Here is a 25,363-nt window from a genome sequence, read left to right on the forward strand (position 1 = left end):
TTCAAAACGAAACGGCCGCATCTCGAATTTATCGGGATGCGGCCGGCCTGAGTTCAACACGAAAAATACGGCGGGCTACAGGCGCGTTTCGCGCGCGGCGCGCAGAAATGCATCGAGCAGCGGCGTGCAGTCGAGCAGCTCCGAGCCGCCCGCGCGATGGAACTCCGGATGCCACTGCACGCCGACGACGAACGGCGAACGCCGATGGCGAATGCCTTCGATGATCCCGTCGCCGGCCGACACGGCTTCGATGTTCAGATCGCGGCCGAGATCGCGGATCGCCTGATGGTGAATCGAGTTGACGATCGCTTCGCTGCGCCCCGGGAACATGCTCGCGAGCGTCGACGTGTCGGGAAAACGGATCGCGTGACGATGCTGGTCGTAATGCTCGCTCACGTGCGCATGGGCGGTCGGCACGTCGGTGGCGATGTCCTGGTACAGCGAACCGCCGAACGCGACGTTGATCAACTGGCAGCCGCGACACACGCCGAGCACGGGTTTGCCGGACTCGACGAATTCGTGCAGCAGCTCGAGCTCGTACATGTCGCGCACGCGATCGCCCGGCCATTCGGGTCGCGCATCCGACGCCGCGTAGGTCTGCGGCGACACGTCGGCGCCGCCTTGCAGCAGCAGGCCGTCGAGATGCTTCGCGTAGTCGCGCAGGCGGATGTTGCTCGGATGGATCATGCCTTGATGGCCGACGGTCGGAATCATGAACACGAGCACGTCGCGCGACATCACCCAGTGGGCGATTGATTCCTCGAGATACTGCAGCGTCTTGCCGCGCAGCCCCTTCGCGCCCGGCTCCGGATGGAAGATCCGCGCCGACACGCCGATGCGTAGCGTGCGCTGCGTGATGCGCTGGCCGGCGCGGTCGAACAGCCGCCGCGCGCGCGCCGCGACGATCCGGCCGAATACCGACCACGGCGTGTCGCTCTGCTTCAGGTAGGCGGGCGGCGCATTCTGCGCGTTCGCGGGAGGCGGCCGCGGCGTGTCGAAATCGGGCTGCGCGCCGAATCCGGGCGGCGGCGCACCCGGCTTCGGCGGCGAGGCCGTGGCGGCGCCGTCCCCGATCGCGCCCGCGGCACCGGGTGCACCGGGCTCGGATGCGGCCGTCACGGGCGACGCGCCGTCGTCGGCGGCGTTCTGCACGGCGGCCTGCGCATCGTGCGTTTTCGCCGGATCGGGACGCGGGGAATCGGAAGAAGCGGAAAAGGTGCCGGGCAGACCGGCCGGGGAAGGCGTGTTTTCGCTCATGACGATGGTCTGGTACGTCGCTCACGCGTATGAATAGACGAGGATTCATTATGCTTCAGTGCACGATCACGCGGCAAACCTGCAACATCCTGTCGATATTGTTGCAAGTCGGTGGCAGGGCCGCCGCCGCGGCATGCGGCCCCGTTCGCGCACCCGGCCCCCGCTGCCCGTGCCGCTCTTGGGCTGGACACCTGTGATATATCACAGTAATATCCAGAGATCGCCCACGCTTCCCGAGCCCGCCGCGTCATGATCGCGCGCCTTCCGGCCCCGGTGCCGAACCCCATATGAGCACCCTGACCGACGTCACCCGCGACCGCCCCGCCGCGTCGCCGGCGAGTCTCGCCGACCGCGCGTACGCGCTGATCCAGCGCGACATCGTCACGATGCGCCTGAAACCGGGCGCCGCGCTCAACGAAGCCGAACTCGTCGCACGGACGGGAATCGGCCGCACACCGGTGCACCAGGCCGTGCATCGGCTCGTGCTCGAGGGGCTGCTGTCGGTGATGCCGCGCAAGGGCCTGATGGTGCAGCCGCTGTCGCTCGACGACATCGTCGCGGTGATCGACGTGCGGCGCATCAACGAAGCGCACTGCGTCGAACTCGCCGCGCGCCATGCGACGCCCGACGATCTCGCCCGCCTGGCCGCGCTGCTCGACGACGGGCAGGCCTGCGTCGACGCACACGACGTCGAGGGCATGATGGAGCTCGACCGCGCGTTTCATCAGACGATCGCCGCGGCCGCGCGCAACGCGGTGCTGGCCGACATCCTGCGCGCGCTGCATGAGCGCTCGCTGCGCTTCTGGTTCGTCACGCTGTCCGAACCGCACCATCTCGCCGACGTCCAGCACGAGCACCGCGCGCTGTTCGACCGGCTGTCCGCACGCGACGCCGCCGGCGCGCGCGCAGCCGTCGAAAGCCATATCGATTCGTTCCGCTCCACGCTTGTTCAACATCTTCGCCCCTGAGCCGCCATGACCACTTTCACGCCGTTCCCCCCGCTCGCCCAGCTCGCCGCCGACCTCGCCGCCGGCCGGACCACGAGCCGCGCGCTCGTCGACACCGCGCTCGACCGGATCGCCGATCCGTCGGGCCAGGGCGCCGTCGTCTTCACCGAAGTCGATGCCGACGACGCACGCGCGGCCGCCGACGCGCACGACCGGCTGCGCGCCGCGGGCACCGTGCTGTCGCCGCTCGCGGGCATCCCCGTGTCGGTCAAGGACCTGTTCGACGTCGCGGGCCAGGTCACGCGCGCGGGGTCCCGCGTGCTCGACGGCGCGCCGGCCGCGCGCACCGATGCGGTCGCCGTCGCGCGGCTCAGGCGCGCGGGCGCGGTGCTGGTCGGCCGCACCAACATGAGCGAGTTCGCGTTCTCCGGGCTCGGGCTGAATCCGCACTTCGGCAACCCGCGCTCGCCGTACCGCCGCGACGTGCCGGGCGATGCGCGAATTTCGGGCGGCTCGTCGTCGGGCGCGGCCGCGTCGGTCGCCGACGGGATGGCGGCCGTCGCGCTCGGCACTGACACCGGCGGCTCGATCCGGATTCCGGCCGCGCTGTGCGGGCTGACGGGCTTCAAGCCGACCGCGAGCCGGATCCCGACGCAAGGCGGCGTGCCGCTGTCGACGACGCTCGACTCGTTCGGGCCGATCGGGCTGACGGTCGCGTGCTGCGCGCTCGTCGACCGGATGCTCGCGGGGCTCGAGCCGCACGTGCCGGCCGCCCGGCCCCTCGAAGGCGTACGGCTCGGCGTGCTGACGAACTACGTGACGGACGGCGTCGATGCCGACGTCGCGGCCGCGCTCGACACCGCGCTCAAGCATCTCGAAGCGGCCGGCGCGATCGTCACCGAAGTGCGCTTCCCCGCGCTCGACCGGTTGCCGGAGATCAACCGTTTCGGCTTCTCGCCGATCGAGGCGTACGCATGGCATCGTCCGCTGCTCGCCAAGCATCGCGACCAGTACGACCCGCGCGTGCTGACGCGGATCCTGAAGGGCGAGCCCGCGAGCGCGGCCGACTATCTCGACCTGCTCGCCGCGCGCGCCGCGATGCTCGACGAAGCCGCGCACACGGTCTGGGCGCGCTTCGATGCGCTCGTCGCGCCGACGGTGCCCGTCGTGCCACCGCGCATCGCCGACCTCGAAACGGACGACGACGCGTTCACGCGCACCAACGCGCTGATCCTGCGCAACCCGAGCGCGTTCAACTTCCTCGATGCGTGCGGGCTGTCGCTGCCGTGCCACGCGCGCGACGCGGCGCCGGTCGGCCTGATGCTCGCGGCGGCGCCGCATCGCGACGACGCGCTGCTGGCGATCGGCCAATCGGTCGAGGCCGTGCTGAACACGATTCGCTGACCGCCAGTCAGCCGCCGGCGGGCAACGCGCGCGGTGCGGCAGGTTGCCGCACGCGCGCTGTCAGTTTCGTGCCAGACCGTTCGCGCTAAAATCGCGCGATTGTTTTCCGGACCGACCGACGAGGAACCCCGCCGACATGAACGACTACACGCTTGCACTACGCCGCGAACGCCACCTGCTGATGCTGCTCGGATGGGTGTGCATCGCGCTGCTGGCCGGTGCGCTGTACCTGCAGTACGTGAAGAACGAAGACCCGTGCCCGCTGTGCATCATCCAGCGCTACTTCTTCTGCGCGATCGGGATCTTCGCGTTCCTGGCCGCCGGGATCCGCAACTGGCGCGGTGTCTGGGTGCTCGAGCTGCTGATCGCGATCGCCGCGGCCGGCGGTGTCGGCACGGCCGCGCGGCACCTGTCGATTCAGATGAATCCGGGCTTCAGTTGCGGCTTCGACACGCTGCAGCCGATCGTCGACAGCCTGCCGCCCGCGCAGTGGTTCCCCGGCATGTTCAAGGTCGCCGGGCTGTGCGAGACCGTCTACCCGCCGATCTTGGGCATCCTGCTGCCCGGCTGGGCGCTGATCGGCTTCGCCGCGATCCTGATCGCGGTCGTCGCGAGCCTCTGGCGCCATCGCCGCAAGCTCGCGGGCTGACCGAGCCCGCGTTGCCGGCCGACAGCATGCACGGCCCGACCGAATGGGCCGCGCGCCGCCGGCGAGTCGCCACCGGGCGCCGGCCGATGCGTGCGCCGGCCCCGCCCCGTCGTCGCGCGTAAACACCTACCCCGCCGCCGGCCGGATGTCCGGGCCGGCGGCGCGGCGCCCCATCGCCGCGCCTCGCCCCGTCACACGTGCGTTTCGGCTCGATGCGCATGCATCGGCACCCCGATCCGGCGCGGCGGGCCTATGATCGACATGATCGCCGCCTGATACCCCGGATCACCGCCCAGCCATGTTCCCGCCGCGTGGCGATGCTATCTTCGGGACTGGATGGCGATCTACGTGCGCGAGGCCAGGCGGTCTCACCGCTGCCTGCGTAACGCGCGCCCGATCCGCAATGTCGACTGGATTCATCATGACAACGCAAACCATCCGCATCCGTCACCCTCATGGCGTCCGCGCGTCCGGCGGCGCCGTTCGCGCACGCCGCCGGTCCGCGGCCGTCGCATGGCATGAGCCGTGCCGCCGGCCTGCCCCGCTCCCGTCCGTCCTCGTTGCCGCCCCGCCCGCCAGCCCGCGCCGCGCGTCGTGCCGCGTCGTCCCGAACGGAGCGTGCTGATGGAAGCCTGGCTCGGCGATCTGCAGCAACTGCTCGCGCACGGCGAAGCGGCCGTGCTCGTGACGGTCGCGCACACCGACGGCTCCGCGCCGCGCGAAGCCGGCACCAAGATGCTCGTCACGCGCGACACGGCCCGCCATACGATCGGCGGCGGTCATCTGGAATGGAAGGCGATCGAGATCGCGCGGCACCTGCTGAAGGACGGCGCGCACGTGCCGCACGCACGCCGGCTCGAGCGGCTCGCGCTCGGCCCAAGCCTCGGCCAGTGCTGCGGCGGCGCCGTGGTGCTCGCGTTCGAACGGCTCGACGTCGGCGACCTCGGCTGGATCATGTCGCTCGCCAAGCGCGTCGCGGCCGGCGCCGCGACCGTGCGTAGCGTATCATTCGGCCCCTCGCCGGGCGCGCCGCTGCTGAGCGAGCCCGAATCGGAAGCCGCGCGGGCCGACTGCCTGCTGTGGGAAACCGGCGGCGTGTCGCTGATGACCGAAACGATCGCGCCGTATGCGTTCCCCGTCGTGCTGTTCGGCGCGGGGCACATCGGCACCGCGCTCGTGAAGGTGCTGGCGACGCTGCCGTGCCACGTACGCTGGATCGACGGGGCCGACGCCGCGTTCCCGCCGGCCGACGCGCTCGCCGGCATCGGCAACGTCACGATCGACGCGACCGCTTCCCCGGCGGACGCGGTCGACGCGGCGCCGCCGCGGTCCTACTTCGTCGTGATGACGCACGACCACGCACTCGATTTCGTGCTGGCCGAGCGCATCCTGCGACGCGGCGACTATGCGTACTTCGGGATGACCGGCTCGCGCACGAAACGCATGCAGTTCGATCACCGGCTCGCGGCGATCGGCATCGACCCGGCCCAGGTCGCGCGGATGCGCTGCCCGATCGGTGTCGAAGGCATCGTCGACAAGGCGCCCGAAGTGATCGCGATCTCGGTGGCCGCGCAGTTGCTGCAGGCCGTCGAGGCGAATGCGGCCGCGCAAGCTTCCCCTACCTACTGACCGACCAAGAACGACGCCATGACCCCGACATTCAAGGACAAGATTGCCCGCGCGCCGAAAGCGGAGCTGCATATCCATATCGAAGGCTCGCTCGAGCCCGAACTGATCTTCGCGCTCGCGCAGCGCAACGGCGTGAAGCTCGCGTACGATTCGATCGATGCGCTGCGCGCCGCGTACGCGTTCACCGACCTGCAGTCGTTCCTCGACATCTACTACGCCGGCGCGAGCGTGCTGCTCACCGAGCAGGATTTCCACGACATGACGGCCGCGTACTGCGAGCGTGCGCTCGCCGACAACGTCGTCCATACCGAGCTGTTCTTCGACCCGCAGACACACACCGAGCGGGGCGTGCCGATCGAGACGGTCGTGGCGGGCATCGAGCGCGCACTCGCCGATGCCGAGCGACGCGGGCTGTCGAGCAAGCTGATCCTGTGCTTCCTGCGCCACCTGTCCGAAGCGGACGCGCTCGCGACGTTCGAATCCGCGTTGCCGCTGTTCGAGCGCTATCGCCATCGGCTGATCGGCGTCGGCCTCGATTCGTCCGAGCTCGGCCATCCGCCGGCGAAGTTCGCTCGCGTGTTCGACAAGGCGCGCGCGCTCGGGCTGAAGCTCGTCGCGCATGCGGGCGAGGAAGGTCCGCCCGCGTACATCTACGAAGCGCTCGACGTGCTGAAGGTCGACCGGATCGACCACGGCGTGCGCAGCATCGAGGACGCAGCACTCGTCGAGCGCCTCGCGAAAACGCGCACGGCACTCACCGTCTGCCCGCTGTCGAACCTGAAGCTGTGCGTGTTCGACGACATGACGAAGCACACGCTGAAGGCACTGCTCGACCGCGGCGTGGCGGTGACGATCAACTCCGACGATCCGGCCTATTTCGGCGGCTACGTCAACGAAAACTACTTCGCGACGGCCGAAGGGCTGCAACTGACGGATGCCGAAGTCCATGCGGTGATCCGCAACGGCTTCGAGGCGTCGTTCATCGAACCGGCGCAGCGCGACGCACTGTACGCGCGCCTCGACGCGTACTGGCAGGCCGCGTGACGGCCCGCATCGAGGCCCGCTAGACAGATGAAACACGGCAACGGCATCCGCTTCGCGTTTCCCCGTTCGGCCTCGCGCCGGGCCGGCCGCCTGCGTGCTCGCGAAGCGACGGCGCGGCGCGTCGTCGCCCGCATGCGCGCTCCGTCGTGGCTTGCCGTACCGTTCGCCGCCGCACCGGTTGCGCGCGCAACGGCCGCGAGGTGCGCGGGCAACCACGCGCTGGCGGCTTCGGCCGCCACGTTCGCCCGCGCCATCGCCGCCGGTCGTGGCGCACGCAGCATGCTGCCGCTCGCGCAGCACCGCGCCGCCCCCGTGCGGTGTCGACCGTTTTCTTCTGTTCGCCTTACCTTGATGCAGGACCCTTCGTCATGACGCAAACCGCTTTCCGTTCCCAACTGCTGACCTTCAACGGCGACCCGGCGCAATCGAGCCAGGCCGCGAACTACGAGACCGACGGGCTCCTGATCGTCGACGACGGCAAGGTCGTCGCGGCCGGCCCGTATGCGCCGCTCGCGGCGACGCTCGCGCGCGATGCGGCGGTCCACGACCTGCGCGACAAGCTGATCGTGCCCGGCTTCATCGACACGCACATCCACTATCCGCAGACGGACATGATCGCGTCGCCGGCGCCGGGCCTGTTGCCGTGGCTCGACAAGTACACGTTTCCGACCGAGCGCCGGTTCGGCGACCCCGAGCATGCGCGCGAAGTCGCCGACTTCTTCGTCGACGAACTGCTCGCGTGCGGCACCACGAGCGCGCTCGTCTACTGCACGGTGCACAAGCAGTCGGCCGATGCACTGTTCGCGGCGAGCGACGCGCGCGACCTGCGGATGATCGCGGGGAAGGTGCTGATGGATCGCAACTGCCCCGAATTCCTGCGCGACACCGCGCAGTCGGGCTACGACGACAGCGCCGAGCTGATCGGCCGCTGGCACGGCAAGGGCCGCCAGATGTACGCGCTCACGCCGCGCTTCGCGCCGACGTCGACCGAGGCGCAGCTCGAGGCGTGCGGCGAACTCGCGCGCCGCCATCCGGACGTGTTCGTGCAAAGCCACGTCGCGGAAAACGTCGACGAGGTGAAATGGGCGGCCGAGCTGTTCCCCGGCCACCGCAGCTATCTCGACATCTACGACCGCTACGGGCTGCTGCGTCCGCGCGCGGTGTACGGCCATTGCATCCACCTCGACGACGAGGATCGCCGCCGGATGGCCGAGACGCGCACCGTCGTCGCGCACTGCCCGACGTCGAACTTCTTCCTCGGCAGCGGCCTGTTCGATTTCGACAAGGCCGGCGAATACGACGTGCCCGTCACGCTCGCGACTGACGTCGGCGGCGGTACGTCGTTCTCGATGCTGCAGACGATGAACGAGGCGCACAAGGTCGCGCGGCTGTCGGGCCACCACCTGAGCGCCACGCGGATGTTCTGGCTCGCGACGGCCGGCGCCGCGCAGGCGCTCGACCTCGCCGACACGGTCGGCACGCTCGCGCCGCGCACCGAGGCCGACTTCGTCGTGCTCGATCCGCAGGCGACGCCGCTGCTCGCGCGCCGCACGAAGCGCGCGGATTCGCTCGAGGAACTGCTGTTCGCGTTCGCGCTGCTCGGCGACGACCGCGCGGTGTACCGTACCTATGCGGCCGGCAAACTCGTGCACGAGCGCGGCGCCGCGCGCGGCCCGGCCGCCGCGTAGCGACCCGCGCCGCGCTCCGGCAGGCACGGCCGCTTCGCCGCTTCGCCGTGTCGTCATGCCGGCAGTCGAATGCGGTGCGGCGCGGCGCACCGCGGCCCGGCCGCTTTCCGACGCGCGATGCGCCGTGCTAGAATTCGCCGCTCATTGGGGAGTAGCCGCTCCGCTCGATGTCCCGCGCCCCCGGCGCGCATCGTGACGGAGGCGTCCGTCAACAGACTTGGCCGTTCGGCCATGGCGGGCGCAGCCACGTTGGCCTGGCGAGACCGATGGTTCACTGCGCGCCGCATCAGGGCCCGGCGCGCGGTGGATCGTCGCTCGCTTGCACAACATCGGCCCGTGGAACCCCATACGTGTCTCAAGCCTTCCTGATCTCCACCGGCGCCGTCGCCCTCGCTGAAATCGGCGACAAGACCCAACTGCTTTCCCTCGTTCTGGCCGCGCGCTATCGCAAGCCGGTGCCGATCATTCTCGGCGTACTCGTCGCGACGCTCGTCAACCACGGTTTCGCCGGTGCGTTCGGCGAATGGCTGGGCGTGCTCGTCACGCCGTCGATCATGCGCTGGGCGCTCGCGTTCTCGTTCATCGCGATGGGCTTGTGGATCCTGGTGCCGGACAAGCTCGACGAGGACGAAGCCCATGCGACCCGCTCGCGGCTCGGCGTGTTCGGCGCGACGCTGGTGGCGTTCTTTCTCGCGGAAATGGGCGACAAGACGCAGATCGCGACCGTCGCGCTGGCCGCGCGCTTCCAGGATTACATCGGCGTCGTGGCCGGCACGACGTTCGGGATGATGCTCGCCAATGTGCCGGCGATCCTGCTCGGCGACCGCTTCGCGCACAGCCTGCCGACGAAGCTCGTGCACGGGATCGCGGCCGTGCTGTTCGTCGTGCTCGGCGCGCTGGCGCTGTTCGGCATCGGAATCTGAAAGGAATCGGGCCGGCGCGGCCGGGCAGCCGCGCCGACGCGGATGCCGCGCTACTTTGCGACGGCCGCGCCCGAGGCCGGCGCCGCCGGCACCGCGCGCTCGTTGGCGGCCGGCGCCGCCGGCCCGCCACGCTTGTCGACCGGCAGCCGGACCGTACGGACCGCACCGTTCGACAACGGGAAATCGGCGAGCGCGCTGCGCGCGAGGAACGGCATCGCGTACAGCAGCGTGCCGTTGTCGCCGGTCGTGCGCGCGGTCACGTTGTAGACCTCCTTGCCCGTCGCGCGCTCGGTGATACGGATGCCGAGCACGTAGTCGAAGACCTGGTACGTTTGCGCGACGTAGCCGGCCGGCATCGGCCCCCAGGGCCCCCACGGGCCCCAGGGGCTCCACGGACCGCCTCGCCAGTACGGCCCCGGCCCCATGAACCACGGGTCATAGTAGACCGGCTGCGGCACCGTCACGAGATCGCTGCCGACCGAATAGGTCAGCCCGACGAGATAGCGTGCCTGCGACTGCGGGACCTGCCGGAACGCATACGCGGACAATTCGTTCGCGACGATCGGCTCGTAGGTCGACTGCTCGATGCTGTTCTTCTGCGCGTCCGTGCGCGTGAACGCATAGGTGCGGGTCGCGTCGCTGCCGCTCCAGTCGGAGAAGGCCGTGACCCGGGTGGTCACGTAGCTGGTGCAGCCGGTCAGCAGCGCGACGCACAGCACCGCCGCCCAGCCCGCACCGCGAAAAATCCATTCGCGTTTCATGTTGATCCTCGTCGATCCGTCACCCGTTCGTCGCACCGCGCGAACGACAACGGGATGTCGATAATACGCGGACTGCCGGAAGCGGTAAAAAGTTCGCCCGACACGCCGCCGCAAGCCTTTGTACAATGACCCGGTTCGCCTGGCCCGCGCGACGGGCCCGTCCCCCACTCCACCGATCTCGACGACCATGTCCGACAACGCCTCCTCCACCGTGATCCGCCGCGCCGACTACACGCCGCCGGCCTTCCTCATCGATTCCGTCGCACTCGAATTCGATCTCGCCCCGGCCCGCACGATCGTCAGGAATACGATGCGCGTGCGCCGCAATCCGGACGCCGCGCCCGCGCCGCACCTGGAGCTGATGGGCGAGGCGCTCGAATTCCTCGGCGCGCGGCTGGATGGCGCGCCGCACGGCGCGGTGCGCGCGCACGAACACGGGCTGACGGTCGAGAACGTGCCCGACGCCTTCGAGCTGACGCTCGAAAGCGCGTGCGCGCCCGACCAGAATACGACGCTGTCCGGCCTCTACGTGTCGAGCGGCAACTTCTTCACGCAGTGCGAAGCCGAGGGCTTTCGCCGCATCACCTACTTCCTCGACCGCCCCGACGTGATGGCGTCGTACACCGTCACGCTGCGCGCCGACAAGGCCGCATACCCGGTGCTGCTGTCGAACGGCAACCTCGTCGATTCGGGCGACCTGCCCGACGGCCGCCACTTCGCGAAGTGGGAAGACCCGTTCCGCAAGCCGAGCTACCTGTTCGCGCTCGTCGCCGGCAAGCTCGTCGCGATCGAGGAGAAGATCACGACCGGCTCCGGCAAGGACAAGCTGCTGCAGGTGTGGGTCGAGCCGGCCGACCTCGACAAGACGCGTCACGCGATGGATTCGCTGATCCACTCGATCCGCTGGGACGAGAAGCGCTTCGGCCTCGAGCTCGATCTCGACCGCTTCATGATCGTCGCGGTCGGCGACTTCAACATGGGCGCGATGGAGAACAAGGGGCTCAACATCTTCAACACGAAGTACGTGCTCGCGAACCCCGAGACCGCCACCGACACCGATTTCGCGAACATCGAGTCGGTGGTCGGCCACGAGTACTTCCACAACTGGACCGGCAACCGCGTGACCTGCCGCGACTGGTTCCAGTTGAGCCTGAAGGAAGGGCTGACGGTGTTCCGCGACCAGGAATTCTCGGCCGACATGGCGGCCGGCGACGACGTCGAATCGGCGGCTCGCGCGGTCAAGCGCATCGAGGACGTGCGCGTGCTGCGCCAGTTGCAGTTCGCCGAGGACGCGGGCCCGATGGCGCACCCGGTGCGCCCGGAGAGCTACGTCGAGATCAACAACTTCTACACGATGACCGTCTACGAGAAGGGCTCGGAAGTCGTGCGGATGTACCAGACGCTGTTCGGCCGCGACGGCTTCCGCAAGGGGATGGATCTCTACTTCAAGCGCCACGACGGCCACGCGGTGACCTGCGACGACTTCCGCCACGCGATGGCCGACGCGAACGGGCGCGACCTCGCGCAGTTCGAGCGCTGGTACAGCCAAGCCGGCACGCCGCGCGTGTCGGTGCGCACCGCGTACGACGCGGCCGCGCGCCGCTATACGGTCACCCTCGCGCAAGGCTACGGCGACGCGTCGCCGGCCGCGCGCGAAACGCAGCAGGGCCCGCTGCTGATCCCGTTCGCGATCGGCCTGATCGGCCGCAACGGGCGCGACCTGCCGCTGCGTCTGGACGGCGAGGCCGCCGCATCGGGCACGACGCGCGTGCTCGAGTTCACCGACACCGAGCAGACCTTCACGTTCGTCGACGTGCCGGAAGCGCCGCTGCCGTCGCTGCTGCGCAACTTCTCCGCGCCGGTGATCGTCGAGTACGACTACAGCGACGACGATCTCGCGTTCCTGCTCGCGCACGACAGCGATCCGTTCAACCGCTGGGAAGCCGGCCAGCGCCTCGCGACACGCGCGCTGCTCACGCTCGCCGCGCGTGCCGCGGCCGACGCGCCGCTCGCGCTCGGCGAGAACTTCGTCGCCGCGTTCCGCCGCGTGCTGACCGACGAAAGCCTGTCGCCGGCGTTCCGCGAACTCGCGCTCACGCTGCCGTCGGAAACCTACCTCGCCGACCAGATGGCCGAGGCCGACCCGGCCGCCGTGCATCGCGCGCGCCAGTTCGTGCGCCGCCAGCTCGCAACCGCGCTGCGCGCCGACTGGCTCGCCGCATACGAGCAGCAGCAGACGCCGGGCGCCTATGAGCCGACGCCGGAAGCGTCGGGCCGCCGCGCGCTGAAGAACCTCGCGCTCGCGTATCTCGCCGAGCTCGACGATCCGGCCGATGCCGTACGCCTCGCCACGGCCCAGTACGACGCGGCGAACAACATGACCGATCGCGCGGCCGCGCTCGGCGCGCTGCTGTCGGCGTCCGCCGCAGGGGCGAACGGGCCGGCCGAGCATGCGCTCGACGACTTCTACCGTCGCTTCGAAAAGGAAGCGCTCGTGATCGACAAGTGGTTCGCGATGCAGGCGGCCCAACGCGGTACGCCCGCGCAGCCGACGCTCGCGAAGGTGCGCAAGCTGCTCGCGCACCCCGCGTTCAACCTGAAGAACCCGAACCGCGCGCGCTCGCTGATCTTCAGCTTCTGCGCGGCGAACCCCGCGCAATTCCACGCGGCCGACGGGTCGGGCTACGCGTTCTGGGCGGAACAGGTGCTCGCGCTCGACGCGATCAACCCGCAGGTCGCGGCGCGCCTCGCGCGCTCGCTCGAACTGTGGCGCCGCTTCACGCCGGCGCTGCGCGACCGGATGCGCGGAGCGCTCGAGCAGGTCGCCGCCGGCGCGAAATCGCGCGACGTGCGCGAGATCGTCGAGAAGGCGCTCGCGTAAGTCACGCGATCGCCCGCTGTCGCGTCCGCGCGATCGAGCCGGTGCCGCCTCACGCGGCGCCGGCTTTTTCATTGCGCGGGCGCGGCTGAAACCGCTCGCGATCGCGGGGTCGGACCGCCCGACCGGCCGCGGCTGCGATGAACGCCCCCGCCCGCCAGCGTCGCCCGATACCGGGCCGATTCGGCGGCCCGCCCATGTAACCGGACGAAAAAAGCCGGCGGCCCCGCAGGCGCGACGGGTAAAATTGCGCCCATTCAAGGATTCTTTCGCCTTTCGGAGTCTGTCATGTCCATTGCCCGCCGCACCACGCTGTCGAAGTTCCTGATCGAACAGCAACGTGAGACCAACAACCTCCCCGCCGACCTGCGCCTGTTGATCGAAGTCGTCGCCCGCGCGTGCAAGGCGATCAGCTACAACGTGTCGAAGGGCGCGCTCGGCGAAGCACTCGGCACCGCCGGCAGTGAGAACGTCCAGGGCGAGGTGCAGAAAAAGCTCGACATCCTGTCGAACGAAATCCTGCTCGACGCGAACGAATGGGGCGGCAACCTCGCCGCGATGGCGTCGGAGGAAATGGAAACGTTCTTCCCGATCCCGGCGAACTACCCGCGCGGCGAATACCTGCTCGTGTTCGACCCGCTCGACGGTTCGTCGAACATCGACGTGAACGTGTCGATCGGCACGATCTTCTCGGTGCTGCGCTGCCCGGACGGCAAGCAGGCGACCGAGGAATCGTTCCTGCAGCCGGGCACGCAGCAGGTCGCGGCCGGCTATGCCGTGTACGGCCCGCAGACGGTGTTCGTGCTGACGACCGGCAACGGCGTGAACTGCTTCACGCTCGACCGCGAAGTCGGCTCGTGGGTGCTCACGCAGAGCAACATGCAGATCCCGGCCGACACGCGCGAATACGCGATCAACGCATCGAACGCCCGCCACTGGTACGACCCGGTCAAGCGTTACGTCGACGAGCTGAACGCCGGCAAGGACGGCCCGCGCGGCGACAACTTCAACATGCGCTGGATCGCGTCGATGGTCGCGGACGTGCACCGGATCCTGAACCGCGGCGGCATCTTCATGTACCCGGCCGACAAGCGCACGCCCGATCGTCCGGGCAAGCTGCGCCTGATGTACGAAGCGAACCCGATGGCGTTCATCGTCGAACAGGCGGGCGGCGCCGCGACGACCGGCACGCAGCGCATCATGGAAGTGCAGCCGACCGGCCTGCACCAGCGCGTGCCCGTATTCCTCGGCTCGAAGAACGAAGTCGAGCGCGTGACCGGCTATCACGACGAAGCAAAATAATTGCACTGCAGCACTGGACGGAGGCGCGAGACATCAGTACAATCGCGCCTTCGCGATGTGGCCCTAACGGGTCGCATCGCGGTGAAGTGAAAGCGGAAAGTCCGCCGGATCGAGGGTTTCGCGAAGCAGTAGCAGCAAGCTGAAAAAATTTCGCAAAACCTATTGCCAAGATCGCGGATTTGACCATATAATTTCATTTCTCTGCTGCCGGTGTAGCTCAGTTGGTAGAGCAGCGCATTCGTAATGCGAAGGTCGTAGGTTCGACTCCTATCTCCGGCACCAAGACATAAAGGTCTGACAAGCATCGCTTGTCAGACCTTTTCTCTTTTCCGGCGCCGAAATCGTGAGGCCGGTCGACGACGCCCTGCCGATCGCGCAGCGCGCGATCCTCGCGGCGGCCGTTATCTGCGCCACCTCGCCGACACCTCCCGCACGACTTCTCCCCACTCGGCGGCGGCCAGCCGATCGTATCGATCACCCATCGCGGTGCGCAGCGGCTCGGCCCGCGGCGGCCATGGCCCCGACGGCCGGCTGTCCGACCTGTACGGCGCAAGCAACAGCATCATCTATCACGTGCCCGGCCGCCGGCACGCCTCGCACACCGACGACATGGCCGCCGCGCTCGATCGCGCTCCATCCACCTACTTCGACCAATGCCAATTAGTAAGGACACCGAATGACGACGGACGCCGAATGCGACGCCCTCTACACCGCCGCGCGGGCCAAACGATGCCCCGGATCGGTGAAGCCGATACGTCGCTCTTGCTCGCCCTTGCTAGCCCGTTTCACACTGGCGATCGAGGCGATCGGCGATGCCGCCACCGTTGCGCGGCTGACAGCCGACGCTGCCGACGGACGGCCCGAGGTGCCCATGCACGCCACGATGCGCCCGATCGACGCATTTTCGGCCGTGCCTCATTCCTGCAGACCGGCTTGGCCGCGCGCCATGCGCGGTGCGCGCACGAATCGAGCCGTACGCAGACAAATCTCCCTGGAAAATCTCCTTAAGGGTGCATAACATTACTTAACGATTCCGACCCGCCTATCGCGTTACATTGCGTGGGCGGTGCGGCGGCCGCAGCCGCTTTCAACCAGCTTGCGGCGCGCGACCGCCCGTGCCCGGTCATTTCGACTCAACCCAAGGAGAGCACCACCATGACTCATGGCTTGATTATGTGGCTCATCATCGGCGCGATCGCCGGCTGGCTTGCCGGCTTGCTCGTGAAGGGCGGCGGCTTCGGGCTGATCGTCGACATCATCGTCGGGATCGTCGGCGCGGTGATCGGCGGCTGGCTTGCCGGACTGCTCGGCATCAGCATCGGCAGCGGCTTCATCGGCTCGGTGATCGTCGCGGTCATCGGCGCGGTGATCCTGCTGTTCGTGATCCGCCTATTCAGGCGAGCGGCCTGACGTTTTCTCTCCACGCGCCTTCGGGCGCGTTTTCGCATCGGGCCGGCGCGCGGCGCGTTCGCCGCGCGCCACCGGCTCCGTCAACGCTTCGCGTGCCGCAAGCCGCCGTCGAGCACGTCGGCCCTCCGCAATCCGCTGCAAGCTTCACGCACACCATCGCACCCGATCCACAGGGTGCGCGGCATCTCCCCTCTCCATTGCGCATCGAGCGCCACCCGCAGCCGCTGGGGTATCGGCTCCGCGTTCGCATACTGCACGCCCTGCGAATCGGCGGCTTTCGGCCCGCCGAGCGCCTCGTGCGCGCCGGCGGACGACGGCGTCGCGAGCCGCGGCGCGCAGCCTGCCGCGAACGGTTTCACAGCGACCACTTCAGTTCTCCATAGAACGTGCGGCCCGGATACGGGTGGAACACGTAGTAGCGGCGGTCCGTCAGGTTGTCGATGCCCGCCGACGCGCTCCAGTGACGATCGAAGCGGTAGCGCGCCTTCAGATCGACGACCGTAAACGAGCTCGTGCCACCGTAGACGTCCGGATTCACGTCGCTGTTGTCGAGCGTGTTGAACTGACGGCCCGAGTAGCGCACGCCGACGCTCGCCAGCCAGTGCTCGTCGAAGCGATACGACGCGAGCAGGTTCGCGCGCATGCGCGGAATCCGCGGAAAGCGCGAACCGACGTAGGCCGGGTTCGCGGCATCGGCGAGAATCTGCGCGTTGCTCGCCGATACGTTCGCGTCGATGTTCAGCCGGCGCAGCCCGACGTTCTCGCCGCTGAACGCGAGTTCGACGCCGCGTACGCGCACGCGGTCGACGTTCGACACGTTGGTGACGGTGGTCGCACCCGCCACCGTCGTCTGGCTGTAGATCGAATCGCGCAGGTCGCTCTGGAACACGCTGGCGCGCACGACGCCGACACCCACGTCGCGTTCGGCCGTGAAATCCCAGTCGATCGCCTTTTCCGGCCGCAGGTTCGGGTTGTTGTTGACGATCGCGTTATTCGAAATCGTGCCCTGGAACAGCTCGCCGACCGTCGGAAACCGCGTGCCGGTCGCGAACGACAGCCGGAAGCGCCAGACATCCGTCGCGTCCCATTGCAGCGCGACTTTCGGCGACAGCGCGTTCGCGCTCCGGTCCGCATAGCCGAGCGTGCCGTTCGCATTGCCGAGCGCGCCGCCATACGCGTCCCAGCGCTCGTAGCGCAGCCCGAGCGTCGCGAGCCAGCCCGGCGCGAAGCGCCACGCGTCCTGCCCGAACAGCGCCTGCGTGCGCGTATCGCCGCGATAGACGCTCGCGAGCGACGTGGTCGGCCCGGCCAGCCAGTCGGCCGTGTTGTACGTGGCGTTGCGCAGGAAGTAGTTGTCGTAGTGATAGCCGAACGTGAACGTATGGCCTTTCACTTCCGGCGCCTCGGCCTTCAGGTCGAGCGTGCGCCAGCCGGTGCCGTCGCCCTCGAACAGCGTACCCGCCCCGCCCTGCACGGTCGAGGCCGCGCGCAGCACGTCGCGCGAGACGTCGTACGCGGACACGACGCCCGACAGCCGCCAGCCGGAATCGAGCCGGCCGTTCAACCCGAGCGCGTACAGCCAGTTCTCCTGGTCGCCGCGCTGCGGCGCGAACGCGTTCGGCGCGACAGTCATGTTCTGGCCGCCGATCGACACGTTGCCGCCGTAGACCGGCTTGCCCGTCGCGTCGCGCAGGAAGGTCTCGCCGTGCTGCCGGTAATGGTTCTCCCAATGCCCGAGCGTCAACGTCGCATCGACGTGATCGGAAAACGCATAGCCCATCCGCACCGTCTCGTTGAGCTGCTCGGTCCGCTCGATCGTCTGCGCGCCGACGATGGTCCGCCGCTTGCCGTTGGGTCCGATGTCGGTCGCCGCGCCCGCCACCGGGACGGCGGCGCCCAGCTTCGGGTTGTAGGCGGAATTGGGGCTCGCATACTGCATCGGCTGGCCGTCGTTTTCCAGCCGGTCGAGCGACAGCGCGAACCAGAACCGGCCGACGCGGTTCGCGATCCGCGCGGTCTGGTGATTGCCGCCGAAGCTGTCCGCGAATCCGTAGCCGTCGTGGTAACGCTGCGTGAAGAACTGCGTCGACAGCGACGCCTCGAGCTGTTCCGGACGGCGCGTGGTGAGCAGCACGGTCGAGCCGATCGAGTTGCCCGGATACAGCGCGGAAAACGGGCCATAGAGCACGTCGACGCGCGCGATGTCGTCGGGCGGAATCAGCGACCAGCGCGGCGGGTACGCATAGCTCGAACCGAGCAGGTTCGACAGCAGCACGCCGTCGGCATAGACGAGCCCGCGCGCGCTCTGCAGTTCATTGAAGTCGCGGCCTGCGAATACGCTATTGCGGTCGCCGATGTAGCGCTTGCGAATCATCAGGTTCGGCGCGTACTTCAGCGCGTCCTCGGTGGTGACGTTGGTGTGCGCATCGATCTGCTCGCGGGTGATCGACGTGACGACGGCCGGCGTATCCGGATCGACGGGTTGCCGCTGCGCGGTCACGCTGACGGCGGACAGCGTCTCGCCGGCCGGCGGGGCCGATGCGGCGACACCGGCGGAGGCCGGCGCGGTGGCGGCAGGACGATCGGCGTGACCGCCGCGGGCGGCCTCGGCACGGACATCGTCGGCTGGAGCCGCGTAAGCGGCCGGCCATGCGAAAGCGGCCGCGCATGCGAGCGCGAGCTGGCCGCGCGACGGCCGCGCGGCAAGGGGAGACGACATGAGTGAGTTCCTGAAAACGTGATCGGACGCCGCCGGACACCGGGGCGCGAATCGCGCACGAACGACGCGACGCGCGGGCCGGGGCCGCGGGCGGCTCGCACGCCACCAGGGCGCGCGGACGACATCAATCAGACCGGAACGTTTTCAGGCGGGGCGCGCGGCTGCGCGAGACGGATGCCCTTGCAGCGCACGTCGGGAACGAGCGGCGCAGCCACCCGATACGCGAACGTGCGCACGAAACCCGGCATCGCGGGCAGGCTCGCGCCCAGCGCGACGTTCGCCGCGAAGCCGGGGCAGTACACGCAATGCGGGACGCCGGCGTGGTCGAACGACGACGTGTCGCGGTCGTCGCCCGCTTGCGCGAGCACGACCTGACGGGCGCCCGCTGCACTGCACAACTCGAGCGTGAGCGTGCCGGAGCCGTTCGACGCAAGACGCGCGTAGCCGACGACGGGCGACAGTACGTTCAGTACCAGCGCCAGCCATACGAGGCCGATCCATCGCGTCGTTCGTCTCATCGCGGTCCAGGAAAAAGTGCGCGCAAGTATAGCAAGCGGCCCGATCGTTGCCGATCGCGCGGTTGCCATACCGGGCATCGCACCGCGCGTCGGAGCGCATGTGCCGTTAATACAACAGAGACAAAATCTAACGATTCGACGCTGGCATAAATCCGAGCGCGAGGTTGATAATCATTGAACCTGCTGGAGAAACGATCATGGACGAAAGACCAACTCGCATGCCACCACCCGAGCAAGTGATGAGCCCGGATCCGGAACCCGTCGGCGTGGAATTCCTCGCCGAGTTGCCCGAGCACGTTCGGGCATTCTTCGACGAGCAGCACAAGCTGTACTCGCCGAAGTGAACGTCAGTTCGGTTCTGTAACCGCCACGTGTCGATCATCGCTATCGTGCGGTTCATCCGTGCGCCTCGCGCGCCATTCGCCTCGCACCCGGGCCGCAACAGCCTGACGGTGCCGGATCGGCTCGCCTGCTGATTCTGCTGTCGCGACGCTACGCCGCGCGACTGTCTTCGTCTATCCTTCTGGTTTTCCACGTCCGGCCCGCCCGGCTCTCCCGATCGTTCCGATGAAGCAAGCCATTCGTGCCAGCCTCGCTGTCGCCGCGCTCGGCGTCGCCCTCTTCTCCCCGCATACCGCCCGTGCAGACGGCGACGACACCGCCCTCACCAACATCGTCGCGCTCGCGTCGCAGCGGCTCGCGCTCGCCGAACCGGTCGCGCGATGGAAATGGGCGAATCACAAGGCCATCGAGGACCAGCCGCGCGAAGCGGCGCTGCTCACCGCGGTCGAAAAACGCGCCGTCCAGGCCGGCGTCGATCCCGCGTTTGCCCGAACCTTCTTCGAGGATCAGATCACGGCGAGCAAGGACGTGCAGAACGCACTGTTCGCGACCTGGCGCACGACGCGGCCGCCGGAAGGCACGCCGCCCGACCTCGCGACCAGCACGCGGCCGGCACTCGACCGGCTGACGCAGAAAATGCTCGCCGGTCTCGCGCAGGTCGCCCCGCTGCGCGAGGCGCCCGATTGCCAGGCGCGGCTCGCGCGCAGCATCGCGAACTGGAAGACGCTCACGCGTTACGATTCGAGGCAGACGCAGGCCCTCGATACCGCGCTGTCACACGTGTGCGCCGCCGGCGGGGCCAGCGCGATCGGCTGACGCAGGCGAGGCGACGGACCCGGGCCGCCGCGCTCAATCGGCCGGCGTGAGCGCCGCGAGCGGAATCATCTGCAAGCCGCGCGCGAGATGCGTCTGCAGCAGGCGATGGGTGAAGGGTTCGAACGCCCCGCCCGCCGTGTCGGCCACGAGCCGCGCGGCCGCATCGAGCGATTCCGCCGAACCGAGATAGCACCAGCCGTCGATCACGTGAAACAGGCGGCGCTCGCCGTTCGCCTCGAACGCGACGGCGCCGTCGAACGGCCAGGGCGCACCGCCCGCGCGAGCGGCGTCGGCTGCGGGGCGCCGGTTGTACGACGGACGCAACCGCGCGATCCATTGCGCTTCGGCAAGCATCGCCCCGAGCTCGTTGCCGGTCTCGCGCCACTCGACGCGCCGCACCTGCTGCGCCAGCCGCATTTCCTTCGACGACCGGCGCTCGCCGGTCAGCAGCGCGCGCAGCCGCTGCCGCACGCGCACGCTGCGGCCGACATACAGCGCTTCGTCGCGCTCGCCGAACAGCGCATACGCGCCGCACCCTGCCGGCGCGGTATCCAGCCACGCCTCGGTCAGGTCGCCGCCCAGACGGAAGTGGCGCGTCGTCCGCGCGATCTGGTCGCGCAGCCGCTCGAGCGGCACGATGTCGTGCAGTTGGCGCCAGAACTGCCAGAGGAGGTCGGCATCGGCCAGCGCCCTGTGGCGCGCGGCCGGCACGAGCCCATGCCGCTCGATCAACGCATCGAGCCCGTGCCGCGATTCGCGCGGAAACAGCGCGCGCGACAGCCTTACAGTACAGAGCACATCGGGATTGAAGGCGAGCCCGGCTCGCTCGAATTCGGCGCGCAGGAAGCCGCGATCGAAGCTCGCGTTGTGCGCGACGAACAGCTTGCCGTCGAGCCGCTCGAACAGCGCCGGCGCGAGCGACGCGAACGTCGGCGCATCGCGCACCATCGCGTCCGAGATGCCCGTCAGTTGCTGGATGAACGGCGGAATCGCCTGCCCCGGATTGACGAGGCTCGACCACGTCGACACGCCGAGCGGCCCGATTTCGACCACGCCGATTTCGGTGATGCGATGGTCGGCGGACGAGCCGCCGGTGGTTTCAAGGTCGACGAAGACTAGCGGCTGTTCGCTGGCGGGATCGGGCGGACGGGAATCGGACATGAAAAGACTGGGAAACGGTGCTTTCGTGAGTATGCACCGGCATGCGTACTCGCGGCCAGCCCGAGCCGGCATGCTCCGTCCCCGGAAAACAAAAAGCCCCCGCGATGCGGGGGCCGGACGTGATCGGCAATGCGAGGCGCGTCAGACCGCCTGGATATTCGCTGCCTGCTTGCCTTTCGGCCCGACTTTGACGTCGAACGAAACACGCTGGTTTTCCTTCAGCGTCTTGAAGCCGTCCATCCGGATTTCGGAAAAGTGCGCAAACAAATCTTCACCGCCATTGTCCGACGTAATAAACCCAAAACCTTTAGCATCGTTAAACCATTTCACGATACCGGTATCCATGTCTGCGTTCCCCACTCGATAAGATCAAAAAAGCTATTTTTATAGCCGTTACCCGAAATCCCGAAACATTGCGCCGGCATCCGCACCGGCACGCCGCCCGAGGACGGAGTGCTGACTTTATAAATTGGACAATCCGGGTGCGTCAAGAAAATTTTTGACGTGTGCTTTATCGAAAAGATGCTAATACCGCTGGAATCGGTACACCATCATCCTTGATTAATTGATTCGCATCAAAAACCTGTCAACATTACCGGGATCGGATCCTCGATAATCATCGGGCGCGAAATTTCTACCGGGGACAAATCGACCCGGTAAAATCCTCGGGTTTTTTCCGGGTTGCGGAAATGCGGAGACATTGCGATCCTGAAGCAACGCCGAAAGGAAGGAGAGGGTCATGTGGCTGGACGGAATCAAGCGCTTCGCGAGCCGGCTCGGGCGCGTACGTCGCAAGTCCCGCGCCCTGGCCGAGTCCGCGCGCGAAGCGCCGTGCGACGCCGAATTCGATATGACGTGGCACGGCGATCACTGGCAGAACCTGCTCGCATCGCCTCTGGATGCCCGTCACTACGTGATGGAAGACTGGACCTACACGCCGCCGCCGATCGAAGCAGAAGAAGCCGCGCCTGCAGGCAAGCGCAAGCGCCGCTCGTACACGCGGTAGCGCACCGCGCAGCGGGGCAAAAAAAAGCGCGACTGGGAAGTCGCGCCGACAAAGGTTTGGAGATCTTTTCCGTCAACGAAAAAGTCTGCTTCGGAAAGCAGAGATCGCAGTATAGCGAGAGAACTACCTTTCATTATCCATGCTCCACACAAACCTCTATTGCCGATGTGTCAATAATCGCGCTATAGAAGCCCCCGCTCGCTGCTGACTGTCTGTCGCGGCCGCGCAACGCCCGTTACGTCGTTCCCATTGCTGCTTCCTTTCGCTGCACCGCCGCAGATCCTTGCGGGACAAGCGTTCGCGCGCACCCGTCGATTTTTGCGGATTCCAAAATACATTATTTCTTAAAGCGCCAGCCGCCCTCGCTCGACGCCCTTCATACACTGAAGGTGGCTTTCTGACGATCGCACGGCCGCGCCGCCGGAGCGACTACGGCGTCAGGCGAACACGGCCAGTCCGCCGCAGGTTCGATCGACATCCTGTTTGGAGACAGATCCATGAAAAAGACCTTGATCGTCGCCGCGTTGTCGGGTGTATTCGTCACCGCAGCCCATGCGCAAAGCAGCGTGACGCTGTACGGCCTGATCGACGCAGGCATCACCTACACGAACAATCAGCATGGCCACAGCGCCTGGCAGGAAACGAGCGGTTCGATCAACGGCAGCCGATGGGGCTTGCGCGGCACCGAGGATCTCGGCGGCGGCCTGAGAGCTATCTTCACGCTGGAAAACGGTTTCGGCATCAACAACGGCACGCTCAAGCAGAACGGCCGCGAATTCGGCCGGCAGGCGTTCGTGGGCCTCGCGCACACCACCTACGGCTCGCTGACGCTGGGCCGTCAATACGACAGCGTGGTCGACTATCTCGGGCCGCTGTCGCTGACCGGTACCCAGTATGGCGGCACCCAGTTCGCCCACCCGTTCGACAACGACAACCTGAACAACTCGTTCCGGATCAACAACTCGGTCAAGTACCAGAGCGCCAACTACGGCGGCCTCAAGTTCGGTGCGTTGTACGGGTTCTCGAATTCGTCGGCGTTCGCGAACAACCGCGCGTATAGCGGCGGCGTGTCGTACAGCTACCTCGGCTTCAATTTCGCCGCGGCCTACCTGCAGTTGAACAGCGACGTCAACGCGCTCGCGCAGGCCGCCTCCGATCCGGGTGCGGTCACCGGCGACTGGACCTTCGCGTCGCGCGTGCAGCGTACCTGGGGCGCCGGCCTGAATTACGGGTTCGGCCCCGCGACGGTCGGCTTCGTGTTCACGCAGACGCGCCTTAGCGGCCTGCGCGCGATCAGCGCCGGCCAATCGGGCGTGACGGGCGGCATCACGGGCCTTGGCGACAGCGGCCGCTTCAGCAACTACGAAGTCAACGGCCGCTACGCGCTGACGCCGGCCCTGTCGCTCGCCGGCTCCTACACGTATACGCAGGGCCGCCTGTCCGGCGACAAGCCGACCTGGCACCAGTTCAACCTGCAAGCCGACTACGCGCTGTCGAAGCGCACCGACGTGTACCTGCAGGGCGAGTTCCAGAAGGTCAACAGCGACGGGCTCGACCTCGGCGCCAACATCAACGGGCTGGGCGCCGCATCGTCGACCAACAAGCAGATCGCGGTCACGGCCGGCTTGCGCCATCGCTTCTGAGCGACCGGCACATCGCCGTACGCGGAAAGACGAAGCGCCCCGACGGGGCGCTTTTGCTTTGCCGCGTCGCGCCGGCCGACGCTCAGGCGTCGCCGCGCGCCGGATACCGGACGTCGAGTATGTCGATCGGCTGAGGGCCGGCCGGCGTCATCAGCGTGACGGTATCGCCGATCTTCGCCTTGATCAGCGCACGCGCGACCGGCGAAATCCAGCTGACGCAGCCGCGGTCGAGATCGACCTCGTCGATGCCGACGATCGTCACCGTGTGGTCCTCGCCGTCCGGCGTCTCGTAATCGACCGTCGCGCCGAAGAATACCTGGTCGACGTTCTCCTGCCGGCTCGCGTCGACGACCTCGGCGAGGTCGAGCCGCTTCGTCAGGAAGCGGATGCGGCGATCGATCTCGCGAAGCCGCCGCTTGCCGTAGATGTAATCGCCGTTCTCCGACCGGTCGCCGTTCGAGGCCGCCCACGACACGAGCCGCACGACCTCGGGACGTTCGACGTCGATCAGGTTCAGCAGCTCGTCCCTCAGCCGCTTGTGGCCGGCCGGCGTGATGTAGTTCTTCGCGCCCGCCGGAATCGCGGGTTGAGCCGGGTCGAGATCGTCGTCGTCACCGTCCGACTCTTTGACAAACGCCTTGTTCATGATGCGGATTCAACGTGAATGACTGATGCTCCAAGGGTACACGAAGGGCGCCCGGCCAAGGCCATCGCACCAAATTCGCGAATAAGGCTTCCCTTTTTATACGACTCTGCTATACTTCCGCTTCTGCGTGCGGCTGTAGCTCAGTTGGATAGAGTACTTGGCTACGAACCAAGGGGTCGTGGGTTCGAATCCTGCCAGCCGCGCCACCTTTTCGAGGGCCTTCCGAACCGAAGGCCCTTTCAGTTCGAAGCAGTAGAAGTGTGTTGTTGCGTGCGGCTGTAGCTCAGTTGGATAGAGTACTTGGCTACGAACCAAGGGGTCGTGGGTTCGAATCCTGCCAGCCGCGCCACTTATTTGGGGGCCTTCCGAACCGAAGGCCCTTTCAGTTCGAAGCAGTAGAAGTGTGTTGTTGCGTGCGGCTGTAGCTCAGTTGGATAGAGTACTTGGCTACGAACCAAGGGGTCGTGGGTTCGAATCCTGCCAGCCGCGCCACCTTAAAAGGGCTTTCCTCCGGGAAAGCCCTTTTTCTTTTTGCGCCCGCCTCCCCTCGTCCGCACCATCGCCTCGCACGCCTTCGGCAAACGTCGCGTGCAGTTTCGCCCGCCTCAACGAAAACGGCG

Annotated in this window: 23 protein-coding genes, 4 tRNA genes, 1 pseudogene and 1 riboswitch; of the genes and pseudogenes, 20 read left to right on the forward strand and 8 right to left on the reverse strand. The window is 67.6% G+C overall.

Translation table 11 applies throughout. The features are described from left to right. Positions 1–75 precede the first annotated feature (75 nt). Positions 76–1,257 (reverse strand): gamma-glutamyl-gamma-aminobutyrate hydrolase family protein, encoded by a 1,182-nt coding sequence (locus C5F75_RS14030; RefSeq protein ID WP_059574085.1) that lies wholly within the window; start codon positions 1,255–1,257, stop codon positions 76–78. Positions 1,258–1,544: 287 nt separating this feature from the next. On the opposite strand from C5F75_RS14030, the gene C5F75_RS14040 reads away from it, so the two are divergent. The 8 genes from C5F75_RS14040 (at position 1,545) to C5F75_RS14080 (ending at position 9,541) form a co-directional block, all read left to right on the forward strand. After that, the gene (locus tag C5F75_RS14040; RefSeq protein ID WP_059574086.1) at positions 1,545–2,225 is read left to right on the forward strand and encodes a GntR family transcriptional regulator; all 681 of its coding nucleotides are present in this window, start codon (positions 1,545–1,547) and stop codon (positions 2,223–2,225) included. A gap of 6 nt (positions 2,226–2,231) precedes the next feature. Beyond that, positions 2,232–3,608 carry an amidase gene (locus tag C5F75_RS14045; protein ID WP_059574087.1) on the forward strand — a complete coding sequence of 459 codons (1,377 nt, stop codon included), beginning with the start codon at positions 2,232–2,234 and terminating at the stop codon, positions 3,606–3,608. A 136-nt stretch (positions 3,609–3,744) separates the two neighbouring features. Beyond that, the gene (locus C5F75_RS14050) at positions 3,745–4,257 is read left to right on the forward strand and encodes a disulfide bond formation protein B (RefSeq protein ID WP_059574088.1); all 513 of its coding nucleotides are present in this window, start codon (positions 3,745–3,747) and stop codon (positions 4,255–4,257) included. Positions 4,258–4,881: 624 nt separating this feature from the next. Further along, on the forward strand, positions 4,882–5,886 hold the full coding sequence (gene xdhC / locus C5F75_RS14055; RefSeq protein ID WP_059574089.1) for a xanthine dehydrogenase accessory protein XdhC: 1,005 nt from the start codon (positions 4,882–4,884) through the stop codon (positions 5,884–5,886). 18 nt (positions 5,887–5,904) lie between these two features. Continuing rightward, a complete protein-coding gene (locus C5F75_RS14060) occupies positions 5,905–6,930 on the forward strand; it encodes an adenosine deaminase (protein ID WP_059574090.1) in 1,026 nt (341 codons plus the stop codon). A gap of 27 nt (positions 6,931–6,957) precedes the next feature. Continuing rightward, on the forward strand, positions 6,958–7,302 hold the full coding sequence (locus tag C5F75_RS14065) for a hypothetical protein (protein WP_081066589.1): 345 nt from the start codon (positions 6,958–6,960) through the stop codon (positions 7,300–7,302). Beyond that, positions 7,299–8,618, forward strand: a complete 1,320-nt coding sequence (gene guaD, locus C5F75_RS14070) for a guanine deaminase (protein ID WP_059574091.1) — start codon at positions 7,299–7,301, stop codon at positions 8,616–8,618. The genes C5F75_RS14065 and guaD overlap by 4 nt, the downstream gene beginning before the upstream one ends. Positions 8,619–8,752: 134 nt before the next feature. Continuing rightward, positions 8,753–8,874: riboswitch (yybP-ykoY riboswitch) on the forward strand. A 94-nt stretch (positions 8,875–8,968) separates the two neighbouring features. Next, on the forward strand, positions 8,969–9,541 hold the full coding sequence (locus tag C5F75_RS14080) for a TMEM165/GDT1 family protein (protein WP_059574092.1): 573 nt from the start codon (positions 8,969–8,971) through the stop codon (positions 9,539–9,541). Between the two features lie 50 nt (positions 9,542–9,591). On the opposite strand, the gene C5F75_RS14085 is transcribed toward C5F75_RS14080, so the two are convergent. Then, a complete protein-coding gene (locus tag C5F75_RS14085; RefSeq protein ID WP_059574093.1) occupies positions 9,592–10,302 on the reverse strand; it encodes a DUF4136 domain-containing protein in 711 nt (236 codons plus the stop codon). Between the two features lie 187 nt (positions 10,303–10,489). On the opposite strand from C5F75_RS14085, the gene pepN reads away from it, so the two are divergent. The 5 genes from pepN to C5F75_RS14110 all read left to right on the forward strand — a co-directional run bounded on the left by pepN (position 10,490) and on the right by C5F75_RS14110 (position 15,892). Next, entirely contained in the window at positions 10,490–13,183 is a 2,694-nt protein-coding gene (pepN, locus tag C5F75_RS14090) for an aminopeptidase N (protein WP_060011451.1), read from the forward strand. A gap of 285 nt (positions 13,184–13,468) precedes the next feature. Continuing rightward, positions 13,469–14,482 (forward strand): class 1 fructose-bisphosphatase, encoded by a 1,014-nt coding sequence (locus tag C5F75_RS14095; protein ID WP_059574095.1) that lies wholly within the window; start codon positions 13,469–13,471, stop codon positions 14,480–14,482. Between the two features lie 206 nt (positions 14,483–14,688). After that, positions 14,689–14,764, forward strand: a tRNA-Thr gene (locus C5F75_RS14100). A gap of 394 nt (positions 14,765–15,158) precedes the next feature. Further along, positions 15,159–15,500 (forward strand): hypothetical protein, encoded by a 342-nt coding sequence (locus C5F75_RS37525; RefSeq protein ID WP_316252116.1) that lies wholly within the window; start codon positions 15,159–15,161, stop codon positions 15,498–15,500. A 137-nt stretch (positions 15,501–15,637) separates the two neighbouring features. Beyond that, positions 15,638–15,892, forward strand: coding sequence for a GlsB/YeaQ/YmgE family stress response membrane protein (locus tag C5F75_RS14110; RefSeq protein WP_006476609.1), 255 nt, complete (start codon positions 15,638–15,640; stop codon positions 15,890–15,892). Positions 15,893–15,972: 80 nt separating this feature from the next. On the opposite strand, the pseudogene C5F75_RS14115 reads toward C5F75_RS14110, so the two are convergent. The 3 genes and pseudogenes from C5F75_RS14115 to C5F75_RS14125 all read right to left on the reverse strand — a co-directional run. Next, positions 15,973–16,155, reverse strand: a pseudogene (locus tag C5F75_RS14115) (TlpA family protein disulfide reductase); the annotation flags it as partial. A 92-nt stretch (positions 16,156–16,247) separates the two neighbouring features. Beyond that, the gene (locus tag C5F75_RS14120) at positions 16,248–18,611 is read right to left on the reverse strand and encodes a TonB-dependent receptor (RefSeq protein WP_059574096.1); all 2,364 of its coding nucleotides are present in this window, start codon (positions 18,609–18,611) and stop codon (positions 16,248–16,250) included. A 128-nt stretch (positions 18,612–18,739) separates the two neighbouring features. Further along, positions 18,740–19,129 (reverse strand): DUF2946 domain-containing protein, encoded by a 390-nt coding sequence (locus C5F75_RS14125; RefSeq protein WP_059574097.1) that lies wholly within the window; start codon positions 19,127–19,129, stop codon positions 18,740–18,742. Positions 19,130–19,368: 239 nt separating this feature from the next. On the opposite strand from C5F75_RS14125, the gene C5F75_RS36765 reads away from it, so the two are divergent. Then, positions 19,369–19,473, forward strand: coding sequence for a chorismate mutase (locus C5F75_RS36765; RefSeq protein ID WP_162484450.1), 105 nt, complete (start codon positions 19,369–19,371; stop codon positions 19,471–19,473). Between the two features lie 223 nt (positions 19,474–19,696). After that, a complete protein-coding gene (locus C5F75_RS14130; protein ID WP_059574099.1) occupies positions 19,697–20,287 on the forward strand; it encodes a chorismate mutase in 591 nt (196 codons plus the stop codon). A 33-nt stretch (positions 20,288–20,320) separates the two neighbouring features. On the opposite strand, the gene C5F75_RS14135 is transcribed toward C5F75_RS14130, so the two are convergent. Together C5F75_RS14135 and C5F75_RS14140 are read right to left on the reverse strand one after the other, a co-directional pair. Continuing rightward, positions 20,321–21,448 (reverse strand): exonuclease domain-containing protein, encoded by a 1,128-nt coding sequence (locus tag C5F75_RS14135; RefSeq protein WP_059574100.1) that lies wholly within the window; start codon positions 21,446–21,448, stop codon positions 20,321–20,323. 141 nt (positions 21,449–21,589) lie between these two features. Then, positions 21,590–21,793, reverse strand: coding sequence for a cold-shock protein (locus C5F75_RS14140; protein WP_006476615.1), 204 nt, complete (start codon positions 21,791–21,793; stop codon positions 21,590–21,592). 394 nt (positions 21,794–22,187) lie between these two features. On the opposite strand from C5F75_RS14140, the gene C5F75_RS14145 reads away from it, so the two are divergent. Both C5F75_RS14145 and C5F75_RS14150 read left to right on the forward strand, forming a co-directional pair. Continuing rightward, positions 22,188–22,454, forward strand: a complete 267-nt coding sequence (locus C5F75_RS14145) for a hypothetical protein (RefSeq protein ID WP_059574101.1) — start codon at positions 22,188–22,190, stop codon at positions 22,452–22,454. A 497-nt stretch (positions 22,455–22,951) separates the two neighbouring features. Then, on the forward strand, positions 22,952–24,097 hold the full coding sequence (locus tag C5F75_RS14150) for a porin (RefSeq protein WP_059898421.1): 1,146 nt from the start codon (positions 22,952–22,954) through the stop codon (positions 24,095–24,097). An 82-nt stretch (positions 24,098–24,179) separates the two neighbouring features. Here C5F75_RS14150 and greB read toward each other — a convergent pair whose 3' ends face one another. Then, positions 24,180–24,743: a transcription elongation factor GreB gene (gene greB, locus C5F75_RS14155; protein ID WP_006486618.1), complete on the reverse strand. Its 564-nt coding sequence runs from the start codon at positions 24,741–24,743 to the stop codon at positions 24,180–24,182. 129 nt (positions 24,744–24,872) lie between these two features. Here greB and C5F75_RS14160 point away from each other — a divergent pair. The 3 genes from C5F75_RS14160 (at position 24,873) to C5F75_RS14170 (ending at position 25,235) form a co-directional block, all read left to right on the forward strand. After that, positions 24,873–24,949, forward strand: a tRNA-Arg gene (locus C5F75_RS14160). Between the two features lie 66 nt (positions 24,950–25,015). Then, positions 25,016–25,092, forward strand: a tRNA-Arg gene (locus C5F75_RS14165). Between the two features lie 66 nt (positions 25,093–25,158). Then, positions 25,159–25,235 (forward strand) — tRNA-Arg (locus C5F75_RS14170). Positions 25,236–25,363: the final 128 nt, after the last annotated feature.

The sequence above is a fragment of the Burkholderia anthinoferrum genome, assembly GCF_002925705.1.
GTDB lineage: Bacteria > Pseudomonadota > Gammaproteobacteria > Burkholderiales > Burkholderiaceae > Burkholderia > Burkholderia semiarida.

Excerpts from the sequence above, each read along its gene's own strand:
- C5F75_RS14150 (WP_059898421.1), top strand. The coding sequence starts at position 22,952 with ATGAAAAAGACCTTGATCGTCGCCGCGTTGTCGGGTGTATTCGTCACC.
- pepN (WP_060011451.1), top strand. The coding sequence starts at position 10,490 with ATGTCCGACAACGCCTCCTCCACCGTGATCCGCCGCGCCGACTACACG.
- C5F75_RS37525 (WP_316252116.1), top strand. The coding sequence starts at position 15,159 with ATGACGACGGACGCCGAATGCGACGCCCTCTACACCGCCGCGCGGGCC.
- C5F75_RS14030 (WP_059574085.1), bottom strand. The coding sequence starts at position 1,257 with ATGAGCGAAAACACGCCTTCCCCGGCCGGTCTGCCCGGCACCTTTTCC.
- C5F75_RS14050 (WP_059574088.1), top strand. The coding sequence starts at position 3,745 with ATGAACGACTACACGCTTGCACTACGCCGCGAACGCCACCTGCTGATG.
- greB (WP_006486618.1), bottom strand. The coding sequence starts at position 24,743 with ATGAACAAGGCGTTTGTCAAAGAGTCGGACGGTGACGACGACGATCTC.
- C5F75_RS14120 (WP_059574096.1), bottom strand. The coding sequence starts at position 18,611 with ATGTCGTCTCCCCTTGCCGCGCGGCCGTCGCGCGGCCAGCTCGCGCTC.
- C5F75_RS36765 (WP_162484450.1), top strand. The coding sequence starts at position 19,369 with ATGAGCCCGGATCCGGAACCCGTCGGCGTGGAATTCCTCGCCGAGTTG.
- C5F75_RS14145 (WP_059574101.1), top strand. The coding sequence starts at position 22,188 with ATGTGGCTGGACGGAATCAAGCGCTTCGCGAGCCGGCTCGGGCGCGTA.
- C5F75_RS14085 (WP_059574093.1), bottom strand. The coding sequence starts at position 10,302 with ATGAAACGCGAATGGATTTTTCGCGGTGCGGGCTGGGCGGCGGTGCTG.
- C5F75_RS14110 (WP_006476609.1), top strand. The coding sequence starts at position 15,638 with ATGACTCATGGCTTGATTATGTGGCTCATCATCGGCGCGATCGCCGGC.
- C5F75_RS14130 (WP_059574099.1), top strand. The coding sequence starts at position 19,697 with ATGAAGCAAGCCATTCGTGCCAGCCTCGCTGTCGCCGCGCTCGGCGTC.
- C5F75_RS14140 (WP_006476615.1), bottom strand. The coding sequence starts at position 21,793 with ATGGATACCGGTATCGTGAAATGGTTTAACGATGCTAAAGGTTTTGGG.
- C5F75_RS14045 (WP_059574087.1), top strand. The coding sequence starts at position 2,232 with ATGACCACTTTCACGCCGTTCCCCCCGCTCGCCCAGCTCGCCGCCGAC.
- C5F75_RS14065 (WP_081066589.1), top strand. The coding sequence starts at position 6,958 with ATGAAACACGGCAACGGCATCCGCTTCGCGTTTCCCCGTTCGGCCTCG.
- C5F75_RS14040 (WP_059574086.1), top strand. The coding sequence starts at position 1,545 with ATGAGCACCCTGACCGACGTCACCCGCGACCGCCCCGCCGCGTCGCCG.
- C5F75_RS14060 (WP_059574090.1), top strand. The coding sequence starts at position 5,905 with ATGACCCCGACATTCAAGGACAAGATTGCCCGCGCGCCGAAAGCGGAG.
- xdhC (WP_059574089.1), top strand. The coding sequence starts at position 4,882 with ATGGAAGCCTGGCTCGGCGATCTGCAGCAACTGCTCGCGCACGGCGAA.
- guaD (WP_059574091.1), top strand. The coding sequence starts at position 7,299 with ATGACGCAAACCGCTTTCCGTTCCCAACTGCTGACCTTCAACGGCGAC.
- C5F75_RS14125 (WP_059574097.1), bottom strand. The coding sequence starts at position 19,129 with ATGAGACGAACGACGCGATGGATCGGCCTCGTATGGCTGGCGCTGGTA.
- C5F75_RS14095 (WP_059574095.1), top strand. The coding sequence starts at position 13,469 with ATGTCCATTGCCCGCCGCACCACGCTGTCGAAGTTCCTGATCGAACAG.
- C5F75_RS14135 (WP_059574100.1), bottom strand. The coding sequence starts at position 21,448 with ATGTCCGATTCCCGTCCGCCCGATCCCGCCAGCGAACAGCCGCTAGTC.